At 34.7% G+C, this 16,004-nt stretch carries 9 protein-coding genes; 6 read left to right on the plus strand and 3 right to left on the minus strand.

The window, feature by feature from the left end; translation table 11 throughout:
• Positions 1 to 371 precede the first annotated feature (371 nt).
• Together Q0998_RS16520 and Q0998_RS16525 are read right to left on the minus strand one after the other, a co-directional pair.
• On the minus strand, positions 372 to 803 hold the full coding sequence (locus tag Q0998_RS16520; protein ID WP_299671843.1) for a hypothetical protein: 432 nt from the start codon (positions 801 to 803) through the stop codon (positions 372 to 374).
• A 474-nt stretch (positions 804 to 1,277) separates the two neighbouring features.
• The gene (locus Q0998_RS16525) at positions 1,278 to 1,868 is read right to left on the minus strand and encodes an RNA polymerase sigma factor (RefSeq protein WP_299671845.1); all 591 of its coding nucleotides are present in this window, start codon (positions 1,866 to 1,868) and stop codon (positions 1,278 to 1,280) included.
• A gap of 145 nt (positions 1,869 to 2,013) precedes the next feature.
• Here Q0998_RS16525 and Q0998_RS16530 point away from each other — a divergent pair, with 145 nt between their 5' ends.
• From Q0998_RS16530 to Q0998_RS16545, 4 genes are all read left to right on the plus strand, one after another.
• The gene (locus tag Q0998_RS16530) at positions 2,014 to 3,180 is read left to right on the plus strand and encodes a FecR family protein (protein ID WP_299671847.1); all 1,167 of its coding nucleotides are present in this window, start codon (positions 2,014 to 2,016) and stop codon (positions 3,178 to 3,180) included.
• Positions 3,181 to 3,357: 177 nt separating this feature from the next.
• Entirely contained in the window at positions 3,358 to 6,894 is a 3,537-nt protein-coding gene (locus Q0998_RS16535) for a SusC/RagA family TonB-linked outer membrane protein (protein WP_299671849.1), read from the plus strand.
• 10 nt (positions 6,895 to 6,904) lie between these two features.
• Positions 6,905 to 8,290 carry a RagB/SusD family nutrient uptake outer membrane protein gene (locus Q0998_RS16540; protein ID WP_299671851.1) on the plus strand — a complete coding sequence of 462 codons (1,386 nt, stop codon included), beginning with the start codon at positions 6,905 to 6,907 and terminating at the stop codon, positions 8,288 to 8,290.
• Between the two features lie 82 nt (positions 8,291 to 8,372).
• Positions 8,373 to 9,758: a TlpA disulfide reductase family protein gene (locus Q0998_RS16545; protein WP_299671853.1), complete on the plus strand. Its 1,386-nt coding sequence runs from the start codon at positions 8,373 to 8,375 to the stop codon at positions 9,756 to 9,758.
• A 315-nt stretch (positions 9,759 to 10,073) separates the two neighbouring features.
• Here Q0998_RS16545 and Q0998_RS16550 read toward each other — a convergent pair whose 3' ends face one another.
• A complete protein-coding gene (locus Q0998_RS16550) occupies positions 10,074 to 10,637 on the minus strand; it encodes an RNA polymerase sigma factor (RefSeq protein WP_299671855.1) in 564 nt (187 codons plus the stop codon).
• Between the two features lie 141 nt (positions 10,638 to 10,778).
• On the opposite strand from Q0998_RS16550, the gene Q0998_RS16555 reads away from it, so the two are divergent.
• Positions 10,779 to 11,969: a FecR family protein gene (locus tag Q0998_RS16555; RefSeq protein WP_299671857.1), complete on the plus strand. Its 1,191-nt coding sequence runs from the start codon at positions 10,779 to 10,781 to the stop codon at positions 11,967 to 11,969.
• Positions 11,970 to 12,373: 404 nt separating this feature from the next.
• The gene (locus tag Q0998_RS16560; RefSeq protein WP_299671859.1) at positions 12,374 to 16,003 is read left to right on the plus strand and encodes a SusC/RagA family TonB-linked outer membrane protein; all 3,630 of its coding nucleotides are present in this window, start codon (positions 12,374 to 12,376) and stop codon (positions 16,001 to 16,003) included.
• Position 16,004: the final 1 nt, after the last annotated feature.

Below are 16,004 nucleotides of genomic sequence, written 5' to 3' on the forward strand. Positions count from 1 at the left end.
AATAATAAACCAATTATTACTATTTTTAATAATGAAATAAATAACTAAAAACGGTCAACTCTAATCAGGGAAGTACAAGGAAAAGTACAAAAGATAAAAAAATCTGCGATTCCTTTTCGGTAAAATCGGTGCCAATTCGTGAAATCCGTGTCTAAACTTGAAATCATGAAACTTGAAACCTTTTTAACGTTCTCCCAGTTTAACCTTGAATTTTAAACTAAGAATCTTGAATCTTTTGAAGAAACTTGAATCTTTTGAAGCATGAAAAAAACAACCCAAATAGCCCTAGCAATCGCCCTACTCTTATTGCTGTTTCTCTTCAAAGACTGGATTAATTTTTCATTGCAATTTCTGTAAAACAACATGTTTTATTAATTGAAAAGGGATTGTAGAAATTGTTTATTAAAATGCACTTGCCCTTCAGGATGTAACATCGCATCAAAATCGAAAACCTTACGCGGTGCTATGGATAAGCATTTTTTACGGCGCCCAATTTCTAGCAATAGTAAAACACGCCATGCCACCAGTATATTGTCGAACTTTTCTTTTGATAAATGCCATTGTTGATCATAGTCTCCTTTTATAAATGTATAACAGGAATACAACACGAAAATGAGTTCACAGAGTAATTTTTCATCCATATCCACACTTTTAAAATTTGTTGCCGCTTCTAATCTGTAAAGCAGTTCTTCTGGAAGTTCGTTAGACATCATATCTGGCGCTTCCTTTAACACGTTCATGGTATCACGAATAAGATGATTCGTATCATTTTCAAATTGGTAATCGTTCAATGGGTTGTACATGAGCTTGTTTTCTAAGAGTTAGTTAAATAAACAGATCAGATACTAAATTTAGTAAAAACCATGAGATTTGCAAAATACAGGGTGTATTTTAAGCGAAATGCCTTCTACAATGGCTGTTCGATCTATCTTAGGGGCAGCAGCAGGTATGTGAGTGCGACAATTTCATCATAAGAATTTGGAAGCTGAAGTTTTAAGTTGAGTAGGTATACACTTTGAACTTTAAATTAAGAATTTTGAGTCTTTTGAAGTAGGAAGAAGTAAGAAGTTAGATGTTAGATGTTAGAAGTTGGAAGTTAGAAGTAGGTTAGATGTTAGATATTAGATATGAAAAGTACAAAAGATAAAAAAATCTGCGAATCCTTTGCGTTTCCTTTTTGAATATTTTTACGGTAAGATTAGTGCCAATTCGTGAAATCCGTGTCTAACCTTAAATTTTAAACTAAGAATTTTAAATCTGTTAAAGTGGTCAATCCATTAGCCCTTCACAACCCGTTTCATCAATAAAAAAAGCAACGAAAACAATTGAGTCTGCACTTCTTTACGAATTCGTTTTAAGGCTTTTCCAATCTGGTTTTCAACAGTTTTTACAGAAATACCCAATTGCGCAGCAATCTCTTTATAGCGCATATTGTTTTGTTTGTTCATCACAAAAATTTCTTTACAACGCGGTGGTAAGGTCTCAATCGCCGTTTGTACTTTCTCTAGACGTTCTTGAAACAGTGCATCATTGTCTTCTAGCAATTCAGAGAGGCTTTCTAGGCGAAAAGTTTCCAGCTCTTGGTGCATTTTTACTTTTTTTCGGTATAGATTAATGTATTCATGGTAGGCCAATTTGTACAAATAGCCTTTTAAAGAACCCTCAATGCGCAAACTGCTACGTTTGTCCCATAGTTTTAGAAAGGTTTCTTGTACAACATCTTCCGCAATGTTTCTGTCTGTGGTAAAATTTAAGACATAGATACACAAGCGTTCGTAGGCATAGAGGTAGATTGCCCGATAGGCAGCCTTGTTGCCGTTTTGAATCTCGGTAATAATATGCTTTTCATTATCAGTAGTATAGGTCATACAAATAGCTACTTAAACAGGGGGGGTGTTAATTTTAAGGAAATGATAAGCTAAAGTTAAAAAGAATATTTTAATAAAAAAAATGAAATTTGCGTGGGGGTTTTTTAAAATAGTACCGTATTACTAGCAAACAAACTAAAGCACCGTGAAAGAATACCCCAAAGATTTGATTCAGAAATTTTTAAGCAATCAGCTAAACGAATCAGAAATCGCAACACTAAAAGACTGGCTGGCATTGCCAGAAAACAAGGCGCTTTTAAAAGAAGAAATTAAGTTGTACCATTTGCTCAATGCGCATTTTCAAGCTTTTGATGCACAAAAGGCCTTTGCAAAACAAACCATCAAGATAAGCCCAGTACCTCCCAAAGCAGTAGTTAAAAAATTGCGTTGGACAGCAGTGTTCAAATACGCAGCTATATTTATAGGGCTGTTAGGCGGTTATTATACCTATATACAGTTGTCTGGAGGAAACGAGACGCAACTGATCATTCCAGAAGAAACCATCACCTTACAGTTAGACAACGGTACTACTAAAATTTTAGAAGAAGCCGGGAGCCAACAAATAGCGACTGCTAGTGGTCAGATTGTTGGTACCCAAGAAGGCAACCAATTGGTCTATGTAAACAAGGGTACGGCTACAGAAAAACTGGTGTTCAACACCTTAACCGTTCCCTATGGGAAGACCATGCAGGTGCGTTTGTCTGATGGCACACAGGTACATGTAAATGCAGGTACTACCTTGCGCTATCCACAACAATTTGGCAAAGACCAGAGAACCGTATTTTTAGACGGCGAAGCTTATTTCTCGGTGACCAAAAATGCCAAGGCCCCGTTTACGGTACAGACCCGTGGGGTAGCCGTAGCCGTATTGGGTACAGAGTTTAACGTTTCTGCCTATGCAGATGATGCAGAGATAAGCACGGTACTAGTAGAAGGCTCGGTATCTTTAAGTGCCCCAAAAGCAACAAAGACCTTTCAAAACCCAATCCTGTTGCAGCCCAATCAAATGGGGCTTTGGAATACTCAAACCCAACAAATAGATGTAAAGGAAGTAGCTGTAGATGATTATACGTCATGGCGTTTTGGCAAAGTCATCTTTTACAAAAAGACCTTTGCTGCCATTTTACGCGTATTAGAACGCAAGTACAATGTACAAATTCAAAACAAGTACTACGCCTTGGACGACCAACGTTACAAAGCCATTTTTGAGAACGAATCTATAGAAGAGGTGCTACATACCTTTACCCAAAGTAGGTTGTTTAGCTATACCCTACAAAACAATGTCATTGTCATAGAAGCACCCAAAAAATAAAACAAAGATGAATCAAATAAGCACACGTATGAAGAAACAAATCAAAAAAGCAAGCCCGCCCTAAGCTTTTGGATTTCGCCAAGCTGCGAAATGCGAATCGAGACTCCATGCCCGGAATCTCGATTCTAAAATCTAGTGATTGTAAAATAGAATTAAAAACCACCAAAAGACAAAAGTATGAAAAATCATCGATTGAGACAGTGGCTGCTGCCTGTTTCTCTAAAAATGGATCTTAAAATGAAATTGACGGTACTCTTTACGCTCATTTCTTTGTGCCAATTGCAGGCATTAGATTCTTATAGTCAAAAAGTAAGCTTAGATGTAGAAAATGCGACCTACGAAAGTATTTTTAAACAGATAGAAGCCCAGACGGCTTATACGTTTTTTTACAATATAGCCGATGTAGATGCGTATAAAACACGCAGCCTAAAAATACGTAAAAAAACGATTACCGAGGTACTGGCACAGCTCTTTCAAAACACAGACATCCAATACCGGCTTGCAGATACCCAAATCATTTTAACCAAAACTGTTCGTTCTGGAACCTCTAAAAAAGCAAGGCTAAAAGTCAAAGCGCAACAACGCCAAATAACAGGTACGGTAACCAACCAAAAAGGCGAAGTCCTCCCAGGCGTTAACATATTCATAAAAGACACGAACAAAGGCCTTTCTACCAATTTTGAAGGCCAATACCAAATTACGGTACCCAATGCCTCGAGTGTATTGATCTTTTCCCACTTAGGCTACCAAACCCAAGAAGTATTGGTAGGTAACCAAACGATCATTCATGTGACGCTACAAGAAGCTATTAATAAGCTAGAAGAAATAGTTTTAAATACGGGGTATTATAAAACTACAAAAGAACAAGCCACAGGATCCTACGAAAAAATAAATAATAGCACTTTAGAAACTAAAATAGCGCAAAATATTCTTACTAAAATTGAAGGGGAAATTCCAGGAATTCTTTTTGATGCAAATGATGGTCCCACCATACGAGGCTTAAGTTCTATTGATGATACTACAAATAGAGATCCGCTATTAGTGGTAGATGGCTTTCCTGTAACCCAAGATTTATCGACAATAAATCCTAACAATGTAGAAAGTATTACAGTGCTAAAAGATGCGGCTGCCGCCTCTATTTGGGGGTTAAGAGCTGCCAATGGTGTGATTGTTATTGTAACCAAAAAAGGGAGTAAAAATCAAAAACCAGTTGTCGAGTTTTCAACAAGATATAGCATCACTCCTCAAGACGATTTACATGATTTAAAATTAGCTTCTACGCCAGGTTTTTTAGATTTAGAAAGGCATTTTGCAGAGAACGGGTGGAGAAATCTACCTTTTGGATTTAGCTTACCACCATTAAGTGAAGGGTTGGAAACATTCTTACGCCTAGAAGCGAATCAAATTACAGAAGCAGAAGCCAATGCTGTAGAAAATAGATTAAGTACTATTGACAATAGAAATGAATTTGAAGATTTATTTATGAGTGATGAAACATGGACACAATACAACTTAAGTGCAAATGGCGGTGGGGAATATAATAGGTATAGAGCATCCTTCACTTACAATCGTAATGAAAGCATGGGGTCATATAAAGAGAATGATCAAGATGAATTAATTGCAAATATTCAAAATTCAATAAGTATTAGTCCTAAATTGACTTTTAATGGTAGCGTAAACTATGTGAAAACAGCTATTAAGCCAAATAGCATGAGTTTTAATGACTATAATAATATAGATCAATACCAAAGCATACTAGATGCTAATGGCAATTTTGTTGTACAGCCACAATCTTTATTTCAGCCTTATAAAGAAGAACGTGTTGCATTAGGCTATCCTTATAATTGGGATTATAACCTAAAGCAGGAATTCGATCATAAAAACAATAAAACAAAAAATACCCAATTAAGGTTACAAACATCGTTAAAATATGATATTACAGATTTCTTATCAGTTGAGGGGCTTTACCAATACGAATGGAGCGATAGCCAAACCACAAATTTATTTAACGAAAGTACTTATAGAGTAAGAAATATTACTAATGTTTATACCACCATAGATAATGGAAATGTTGTTAGCGCTATTCCTAAAGGAAGTATTGTAGACGAGCGCTCTTTGAATAGCGAATCTCAAACGGGTAGATTTCAATTAAATTATGATCAATCTTTTAATAGCAAACTGCATCAGGTTACAGCTATTGCGGGTTACGAAATTAGAAAGGAACTGTTTAAAGGGGTTCAAACTACAAAATATGGCTTTAATCCACGTTCTTTAACCTTTGCCAATATAAATTTTAGTGATCCATTACCTGTTTCACCTTTTGGTAGAAGAATATTAGGCGACCCTTCTAGCTTTTCAGAAGGTGAAGATCGATTTATTTCCTATTACGGAAATGCTGTTTATACGTATGATGGTAAATATGCACTCTCCGCAAGCACTAGGCTAGATGATGCTAATTTATTTGGAGCTGATAAAAAGTACAAAAATATTCCTTTATTCTCGGTAGGAGGTAAATGGGTTATTAATAATGAAGATTTTTTTAATAGTAATCTATTTAATGCTTTGGTATTAAGAGCCACCTATGGTAGCAACGGAAATGTGAATAGAGAAACGAGTCCTTTTGTGCAATTAAACCTAGATAGAAATCCAAACACAGATCAATTATTTGGGTATATCTCTAATGTTAAAAATCCTAGTTTAAGGCTTGAAACAACCTATGTAACTAATGTAGGAATAGACTTTGGCATACTTAACAATCGAATAAATGGTAGCATAGAATATTATAAAAGAAGAAGTGATGATTTGTTAGCTCCAGTATCTTTTCCGTCGCTACTCGGTTTTAACACGGCCTTAATTAATGCAGGTGAAATGCAAAATACAGGAATAGATATAGGTATACGAGCATTGGTTTTACATAGCAAAAAGTTTAAATACAATACAACGTTTAATTTTAGTTTCAATAAAAATGAAGTAACCAGAGTAGAAGTGCCAGAAGAAACCGTAACAACCTATTTAAACGGAGAACCGCTTCTTAATCGTCCATTACGTTATTTATACAGTTATAAGTATGCTGGTTTAGATGGTGAAGGCTTCCCTCAAGGAACTAATGAAAACGGAGAACTTATAGATTACAATGGTAATAAAACAGATGAAAATGGCAATTTAATAGATGCCCAAATTACCAACGTAGACGCCTTAAATTATGAAGGTACTACTACACCAAAGTATTACGGTGCATGGATTAATAATTTTGAATACAAAGGCTTATCGTTAAGAGTACTCACTACCTTTAAACTAGGTCATGTATTCAGAAATACAAATACTTTAAATTATGGTGTCTTACCAGGCAACATTTCTAACACACATATCCATGAAGATTTTGAAAACAGATGGAAAAACCCTGGAGATGAAAATACTACCGATATCCCAAGAATACCCATAGATCGAAATGACGCTTTAACACCTGGTTATCGGTATTATGTTTTTGGAAATAATTTTGTAGACAGCGCCTCGCATATTCGCGTAAAAGAAATAATAGTAAGCTACAATCTAGCTTCAAAAATTTCAAAGGCAATAGGATTGAATAATTTAAATATCAGTGCACAAGCAAGAGATATAGGGGTCATTACTTTTAATAAATGGAATATGGATCCAGAAAACTTTGTCTTGCCATTAAGGCCAACTTTTACATTAAGTCTTTCTACTAACTTTTAAAAAATATATCATGAAAAATATAATATACTTAATACTTTGTATGACTGTACTTTTTTCTTGTGATCGAGAAGAGTATTTAAACATTCTTCCTAAGAGTAAAATTATTCCCACTCAAGTTAATGATTACCGTTTGCTCTTAGACCAAATAGAAGCTATAGGTATTTCTCCAGGCTTTACAGGTTCGCACGGCAATCAAGAATTTATGTCAGACGATTTTAGAATTCCTGATGAATTATTCAATCGTCTTGGTCAAGAGGAAAAAAACAGTTTTACATGGCAAGACAATATTTATCAAGTAAATGATGAAGATGGTGATTGGCAAACATTTTACGGACAAATTTATGCTGCAAACATTGTAATAGAAGAAATTATGGACGCCACAGATGGCACCATGGAAGAAAAGTTACAATTAGAAGCCGAAGCAAAACTGCATCGCGCTTATGCATACTTTTCTTTAGCAAACCTGTATGCTGTGCATTATGATGCTAATACGCCTAATGCTATTTTAGCCGTTCCACTGAGGTTAGATACACGCTTATCTGGTGTGGATTTTTCAAGAGTAACCCTTAAAGACCTCTATGATTTAGTATTGGAAGACGTTACCAGTTCTATAGAAAGCTTACCAGAAACTACGACGTATAATCACAGACCCTCTAAAGCAGCAGCACATGCTTTTTTAGCAAGGATTTATTTATATATAGGAGATTTTGAAAAATCCAGAAATGCCGCTAATAGTTCCTTGGGCTTGGTAAGTACACTGCTTGATTATAACAACGTACCCGATTGGTTTTTTCCTGGTGTTGCAGAATTGCCCGAAATAGAAGAAGACCCACAAATTATATGGCTTAAAAGTGCCTTTCCTTTTGCATTATTACCAATTTCTGAAGCTGCACAGGCTTTAGTAGAACCAAATGATCAACGAAGAAGACTTTTTGCCTCTATTCGTTCTTTTTTTGGTGTAAATATACCAGGAAATGTATATGCTGCTGGGTATGCGCGTAATGCGCGGCCAGCTGGATTTTCTACACCAGAAATGTACCTTATAAGAGCAGAATGCAATGCACGACTTGAAAATGCTCAGGCAGCTATTGATGATTTAAATATCTTACGCATAAAACGATTTGACACAGGAACTTTTGTGCCGCTTACCAGTACTAGTCCAACCGAAGCATTAGCATTAGTAAAAAAAGAAAGACGAATAGAGCTTATCGCACAAAATCATCGGTTTTTCGATTTAAAAAGATATAACACATACGATGCCAGTAAAATAGATTTGGTACACACTTTGTTAGACCAAACTTTTACCTTACAGGCTAACAGTAAAAATTGGGCAGTGCCAATCGCTCAAAAATATATCATAGAAACTCCAGAAATAGGACAAAACGATAGAGAATAAGGATAATTGCATGGGCTTAATAATTATCTAAAGTCCTTTACCTTTAATTTAATTTCCATCGTATAAAAATCAAATAAATAACATGAAAAAAGCAATATATTTCGTCATACTAATCACATTAATCGTAGCCTGTAAAGACAGTGTTAAAGATTATGTAGTGCTTTCTGGACAGATTAAAAATAGCACAAGCAACGAACTTATACTCAATTTAAGCATTGCAAATAGAGACACAATAACTATTGATAATAATGGAAAATTCTTTGATACCATACAGCATATTAAAGAAGCAAGATACTACTTATACGATGGTAAAAATTATCTAAGAGTATATTTAGAAAATGGAAAAGATGTGCATGTATATTACGATGCCAAAAACGTTAAAGAAACTCTGATGTTTTCTGGTGCAGGTGCGGGTGTAAATAATTATTTTATGAACAAAGAGGCTATAGAAAAAAAGCGCATACAAAAAGATACTCCAAAGGCGACAGATATTTACAAACTGGATGAAGCTACTTATAAAATGAAACTTAAACAGGTAAAAAAAGCTCAGGAAGATTTGTTACTATCTAGCGCAGAAGTTTCAGAGGCTTTTAAAGTTAAAGAGAAAAAAAATATAATATATCAATATTTAGAAGACCTATCTAGTTATCAAGAGATGCATGCCTATTTTACAAAAAAACCTAATTTTAAAGTGTCAGATAGCTTTTTAAATGAATTGAACGAGGTATCTTATGATAATGAAAAAGACTTTAAATCCTCACCAGCGTATGCAAGGCTTATAAGACACCATTATAATAGAGAAGCAGAAGCTTTAGCGGAGTCTGAAAAGATAGCTGAAGATATTGCCTACCTTAAAGTTATGGAAAGAGTAAACAATAAAACCATTAAAAACAGCCTGTTGTTTGAGAAAGCAAAAAGCAGTATTACTTATGCAAATAATTTAGAGGCTTATTACAATGCATTCATTACTGCCTCTTCTAACAAAGCTCATATGGAGGAAATTAAAGAAATATATTCCAAATTAAAAATCGCGAGCGATGGACAGCCCTCTCCAAAATTTATAAATTACGAAAATTATGCTGGTGGCACTACTTCTTTAGATGATTTTAAGGGCAAATATGTGTATATAGATGTTTGGGCAACCTGGTGTGGTCCCTGCCTATACGAATTACCTTACTTAAAAAAAATAGAAAAAGCCTATCATGATAAAAATATTGAGTTTGTAAGCATTTCCATTGACGAATCTAAAAATCATGATAAATGGAAAACGATGGTTAAAAACAAACAAATGGGAGGCGTACAGTTATTTGCAGATAAGGCATGGAAGTCTCAATTTGTTAAAGATTATGTTATTAAAGGTATTCCAAAGTTTATTTTAATTGACCCAAAAGGTCAAATTATAAAAGCGAATGCCCCAAGACCATCTAGTGAAAAGCTTCTTGAATTGTTGAGCAATTATAATATTTAGGTACACTCTAAAAAACGAAATTTACACGAAAAGCAAAAGATAGTTTGCAAAGAAGTTATTAAGCAAAGCTTAAAGAAAGATTGATTTAACCCGTTGTGCATTTTGATAAATTCTGTCAATTCGAGTGAATTTCACGATTGAAATAAGTGAAATTTGTATCGAGAATAAGAATTTTCGTTTCTAAACTAGTTCTCGATACGATTTTTTTATCAAAAAATCACTCGAACTGACATTTTGCAATACATTTAACTCAAAATGCACAACGGGTTGATTTAGAAATAACAATTTGCATTTAAACTTTGTGAATTTTGTACTTTAAACCGCCACTTGTTTTCCATTTCCAAACAACAAAAACAAAATAGTATCTATTTTGTCGCCTACTTTTTTTCTAATAATTGCAAAAGCTTTGCTCATTTGATTTTCTACGGTTCTAAAAGAAATATTTAAATGTGCTGCGATTTCTGCATAGGTCAATCCTTCTTTTTTTCCCATAATAAATACTTCTTTACATTTGGGCGGTAGTTCTTGAATTTCTTGTCTTACCAAGTCAATAAGCCGGGTAAGTTCGCTAGTATCCTCTTCTTCTAAAATGCTATCTAGTGTTTTGATATATTCTTTTTCTAATGTAATTAACGTCATTTTTTTTCGATGCTGATTGATAAACTCGTTATAAACGCACTGGTATAAGTAGTTTTTTATAGAATAGATCTCTTTTAGTTTTTGTCGGCGTTCCCAAACACTTAAAAATATATTTTGTACAATATCTTCAGCAATATAAACATCACGGCAAAGGCTTTTGGCGTATACACACAATTTTTTATGATACCTATCCATCAAGTAGGCAAAAGCAGCTTCATGACCATTTTTTAAATGTTCCACCAGTATTTTGTTATTTGAAAAATCGATGTTCATTTTGTTAAATATGCCTTGTATTTAGGTAAAGTTAAAAAAAAAAATCTAAATAAAACTTGTGGGTGGTTGTGTTTGGCAAACGTACTATACTAAAAGAGACCCTTTAAAATGAATGAAAACATAGAGAAGAAAATTGTTAAATTTTTAATGAATGCTGCCAATATTGATGATTTAGAAGTATTAACCACTTGGTTACAAAAGAAAAAGAACAAACAACTATTTAAAGACTATATAAGAACCAATTACGCGATGGATATTAATATAAACCCGTTTGATACCGAAAAGGCCAAAAGAGAATACCTGCGTAAAATTAGGCAAGACAAAAAGAAAGGACATACCTTAAAAATATATACCCTTTTTAAATATGCCGCAGCAGCAGTACTTATTTTTGGATTGGGATATTTCTACCAGCAAGGAGTCTTTAAAACCTCTCAAGAGAAAGTTACGCCTATCATTGTCAATAACAAAATAGAAACGGGTAGCGACAAAGCAACGCTTACCTTAGAAGACGGATTGCAGATAGCGCTTGTAAAAGGGACAAACTATAAAGCGAGCAACGCCACCAGTAACGGAGAAAAAATTGTGTACCTGCCTACCGAACAGACAGCCACATCTAAAAACAAAAATAAAGAAACCAAAAAAATAGTCTACAACACGCTTACCATTCCAAGAGGCGGGCAGTTTCAAATGATCTTAGCGGATGGCACTCAGGTATGGCTGAATTCTGAGTCTCAAATCAAATACCCCATAGCTTTTACCGATGGAAAAACCCGACAAGTAGAGCTCATATATGGCGAGGCCTATTTTAACGTATCACCCAGCGCAGCTCACAAAGGGTCAACATTTAAAGTGCTTCACAAGCTACAGGAAGTAACTGTGTTGGGCACTGAGTTTAACATCAAAGGCTATAAAGATGAAACAACTATCTATACCACTTTAGTAGAAGGGAAGGTAGCGGTGAATTTTGAAAATAAAAATAAGGTTTTAAAACCTAGCGAGCAATCTAATCTTAATACCCTTACAAAGACATTGAATATTGCTAAGGTTGATGTGTACGATCAAATTTCATGGAAAAAAGGGGTCTTTAGTTTTGAACGTATACCTTTAAAAGAGATTATGAAAGTACTTTCTCGTTGGTATGATGTAGAGGTTCTTTTTGCAAATAAAAGTTTGGAAGAAATACGCTTTATAGGTGCATTAAATAAAAATCAGAGCATTGTAAGTGTGCTAAATGATATTAAAAATTACGGCGTTATTGATAATTATGAAATCAACGAGAAAAGGATTGTGTTGAGGTAGAGTATATTAAGTATAGAGTACTATGTATTGAGTATGAAGAAAAGAATAGGAGTATAAGTTCAAAATAGAAAAGGATAGTTTGTATGTCAGTTCGAGCGTTCCGAAGCTTCGGAAGAGAACTATTAAAAATACGAAACATAAAGGAAGTATAACAACTAAAAACGAACAGCTAAAACAATCTATATGAAACAAAATAACTGAACAAGTAGCTCATCTCTGATGATGAGGTCCCACAATGCTGTGGGATTATTAAAACAAGTTATTTTGAGTGCGTTTTTCAGACTGCTCAAAACAACGTTTTATTAAAGGGGACAAAGTTTAAACATTACCAAGTGCATCAAACTTTGTCCCACTAAAAATAATGGATCAATTAAACAAATGTCTAACTAACACAGCGCAAATTTATGGAATTTAAATTAATCAAAGGCTTTTTAGGAATACACCCAAAAAGACTATTCATGTTTCTTATGAGAACATTCATTTTCTTAGTATGCACCTCACTAATGGCACTTTCTCCTGACGGCAGTTTCTCTCAGGAAAGGGTAAAAATTAATGCAGATAAACAGGTCTCGGTAGACGAGGTTTTTAAATTGATAAAAACGCAAACAAAATACTCTTTTTTATACCCAGAATATCTGTTTACAAACGCTCCGAAAGTAGCCTTAAAAAAAGGGAGCATCACTGTAGGTAAGCTATTGCAGCAAAGCATACCAAAAGGGAAGTTCAATATTATGTTAGGTATAGATAACTGCATTACCATTAAGAAAAAAAGTCAAAGCCAACAAAAACAAATCTCTGGTACGGTAACTAGCAAAGGCGGTAGTCCTTTACCAGGTGTCACAATCCTCATTAAGGGTACTAACAAAGGGCTATCTACTAATTTTGAGGGGCAATACCAAATTACCGTACCCGATGCGGCTAGTGTATTGGTCTTTTCTTTTTTGGGTTATCAAACGCAAGAAGTATTGGTAGGCAACCAAACCGTAATTCATATAAGTTTAGAAGAAGACATTACATTATTAAAAGAAGTAGTGGTGGTCTCTACAGGTTACCAAGAAATTTCTAGAGAAAGAGCAACAGGCGCCTTTGAGTCTGTAAACAAAAAACAACTAGAAAAACCTGCATCAAGTATATCGGAGAGATTGGTTGGTATGGTAGCTGGACTGCAAAGTACTGTAAATGCAGACGGATCTATTGATTTTGAAATTAGAGGGCAATCAAGCCTCTATGCAGACCAGCAACCTTTAATAGTACTGGATGGCTTTCCAGTTGAGGATGGTTTTAATACCATTAACCCTAACGATGTAGAAAGCATTACCGTATTAAAAGATGCCGCAGCTGCATCCATTTGGGGGGCAAAAGCAGGAAACGGTGTAATAGTAATCACTACCAAAAAAGCAAAAAAAGGGAAAATAAATGTCTCTATTTCCTCATTTGTAAGAACTTCAAGTAAGTTAGATTTGGATTATGTACTAGGCCGTGCTACAAGTACTGAAACAATTGAATACGAACAACAAGGTTTTGATTCAAGTTTTTTTGGCAGCCCCTTTGGTGGCCCTCCAGGCGATTCACAAAGGGAATTGAGCCCTTTTTCTCAAGCCATTGTAGCAATGAACGAAGCACGATTAGGTCGAATAAGCAATGCGCAAAGAGATGCTACGCTTAATAGACTAAGCAGTTTAAACAATAAAAGCCAAATAGAAAAATATTTATTACAAGTGCCTATCACTAAGCAGTATAATATTAATATTTCTGGTGGCAATGAAAAAATGGCCAATAGTTTATCCTTATTATTTGAAGATGGTCAAAGTTTTTTTCAAGGTGATGAAGCTAAAAAATATTTAATAAACTATAACAATAATGTTAAGCTTACTAGTAAACTGGACTTTGACTTTGCAGCAATGATGCAATATAACGATGCCAATAATGACTCTGGTCGTATTGTAATAGGCAATCCTAACCGGCAAAGCACACCTTTTCCTGGGCAAGATATGTTAAATACTATAAGAACCCTGGCTCCTTGGGATATGTTAGTTAACGATGACGGAAGTTTGACTGATATGTCATACTTAAAATATTATAGACCAAATCTTGATACATACGTGCCTTTTGATGAGTTTCCTTATTCCGATTGGTCTTATAATCCAATTGAAGAGGTTAGGAATAGAGACTTACATACTGAACAATTAAATGCACGGGTTCAAGCAGGTTTAACCTACAGTTTTTTTGATGGATTAAAGCTATCTTCAAGAATACAATACGAAAGGTTTAAAACAAGTGTTAACAATTATTTTAACGACAAAACTTTTGATGTAAGAGAATTTGTAAATGAAACTTCGGGACCTGAATGGCAATCGGGTGGTACACCCTCACAGTTGGTGCCAAGTGGAGGTATTTTACAGCAGAGTGAAGGCACAACTACGGCCTACAATTTCAGAAATCAATTAAGCTTTAGCAGAGTTTTTGCTGAAAAACACGCTATTGATTTTATAGCTGGCTCTGAGATTTCAGATAGGGTTTCAAAATTTAAAAAAAGCCCTGATGCTTTTGGTTATAATGACAAAACATTATCTAACAGTCCGCTTTTAAAAGACCTTGATTCATCAGTTTTATGGGATTTTTCACCATCCCGTTTTGCTGATTTCTTTTACAATTTTAATCTTACTCCAGTATACGATTTTCAAGAGAACACCATTAGGCTCTTTTCTTTGTACAGTAATTTGAACTATACCTTTGATGGTAGATACTCTATTACAGGGAGTTACAGAACGGATGCATCTAATATTATTTCAGATGATCCAAAGTTTCGCTATAACCCGTTTTGGTCTGTTGGTTTAGGCTGGCAAATAGCGAATGAACCTTTTATGGAAAGTATAACTTGGATTAACAAGTTGACTCTTAGAGGAACGTATGGTGCTAACGGTAATATTGACAGATCAACATCCTATAGACCATTGATTAACTTATTATCGACTTTAGATCCAGTAACACAAGAAAGGCAGGCAAGGATATCTGACTTTGGAAATCCAACCTTGAGGTGGGAAAAAACAAATACCTATAATATTGGTATTGATTTTTCTTTGCTAAAAAATGCCTTTTATGGTTCTGTAGACATCTATAATAAAAAGGGTAACGATTTAATAGTTGAGCAATCTATCTCCGCTGTAAATGGTACAGATAATCAAAAATTTAATAATGGCAAGATGCTTAATAAAGGATTCGAAATTCAACTGGGAGCTACAGTTCCAATTAGCGAGAATGATGTGGTGTGGTCTGGATCATTAAATTTTGCACATAATGATAATAAAATTACAAGTTTTTTTAGAAATAATTATCAATCCTATGATTTATGGGGTGGGCCTACAAGTTCTTATGTTGAAGGATTTGATGCGAACACCTTGTGGTCTTTTAGATATGCAGGTTTAGTGAATACTGGTACAGAAGATAACCCTAATTTAATGCCGTCATTGTTTGGAGAAGATGATGTGAAATTGACTTTTACAAATTTCCCTTCAGGAAATGCTATTAATTATATGGAAAACCAAGGGACACTCGTTGCACCTACAACTGTTGGCATGAGAAACTCGTTTAAAATTTATGATTTTGATCTATCCTTTATCGTAACGGCTAAATTTGGTCATGTATTTAGAAGACAAAGTTTTAATTACAATCCCTTAATTAGTGGGAATTCTATGGTGAACGAGAAATATAGTGAGGTGGTAAACGGTGATCCTTCAAAAATAATACCTATACCTGATCAAGAATTTTGGTACTTCTTTTATGATCGATTTTATCCATTTATGAACTACTTAACCGAAGATGCTTCTCATATTCGATTTCAAGAAGTTAACTTAACATATTCCTTAGCAGACGCAATAGTTAAGAACCTGGGATTAAATACTTTTGATATATATGGCCAAGCCAATAACCTTGGTGTTATTTTATGGAACGATTTTGGAGAGGATCCAGAATTCCCTAAAGAATCAATACGGCCACAGGCAACCTTCACATTTGGAATACATTTAACATTTTAAA

The organism is uncultured Polaribacter sp. (assembly GCF_947501385.1).
In the GTDB taxonomy this organism is placed as follows: domain Bacteria; phylum Bacteroidota; class Bacteroidia; order Flavobacteriales; family Flavobacteriaceae; genus Polaribacter.

Coding starts and splice junctions, on each gene's coding strand:
- Q0998_RS16520 (WP_299671843.1), bottom strand. CDS start 803: ATGTACAACCCATTGAACGATTACCAATTTGAAAATGATACGAATCAT.
- Q0998_RS16525 (WP_299671845.1), bottom strand. CDS start 1,868: ATGACCTATACTACTGATAATGAAAAGCATATTATTACCGAGATTCAA.
- Q0998_RS16535 (WP_299671849.1), top strand. CDS start 3,358: ATGAAAAATCATCGATTGAGACAGTGGCTGCTGCCTGTTTCTCTAAAA.
- Q0998_RS16540 (WP_299671851.1), top strand. CDS start 6,905: ATGAAAAATATAATATACTTAATACTTTGTATGACTGTACTTTTTTCT.
- Q0998_RS16545 (WP_299671853.1), top strand. CDS start 8,373: ATGAAAAAAGCAATATATTTCGTCATACTAATCACATTAATCGTAGCC.
- Q0998_RS16555 (WP_299671857.1), top strand. CDS start 10,779: ATGAATGAAAACATAGAGAAGAAAATTGTTAAATTTTTAATGAATGCT.
- Q0998_RS16560 (WP_299671859.1), top strand. CDS start 12,374: ATGGAATTTAAATTAATCAAAGGCTTTTTAGGAATACACCCAAAAAGA.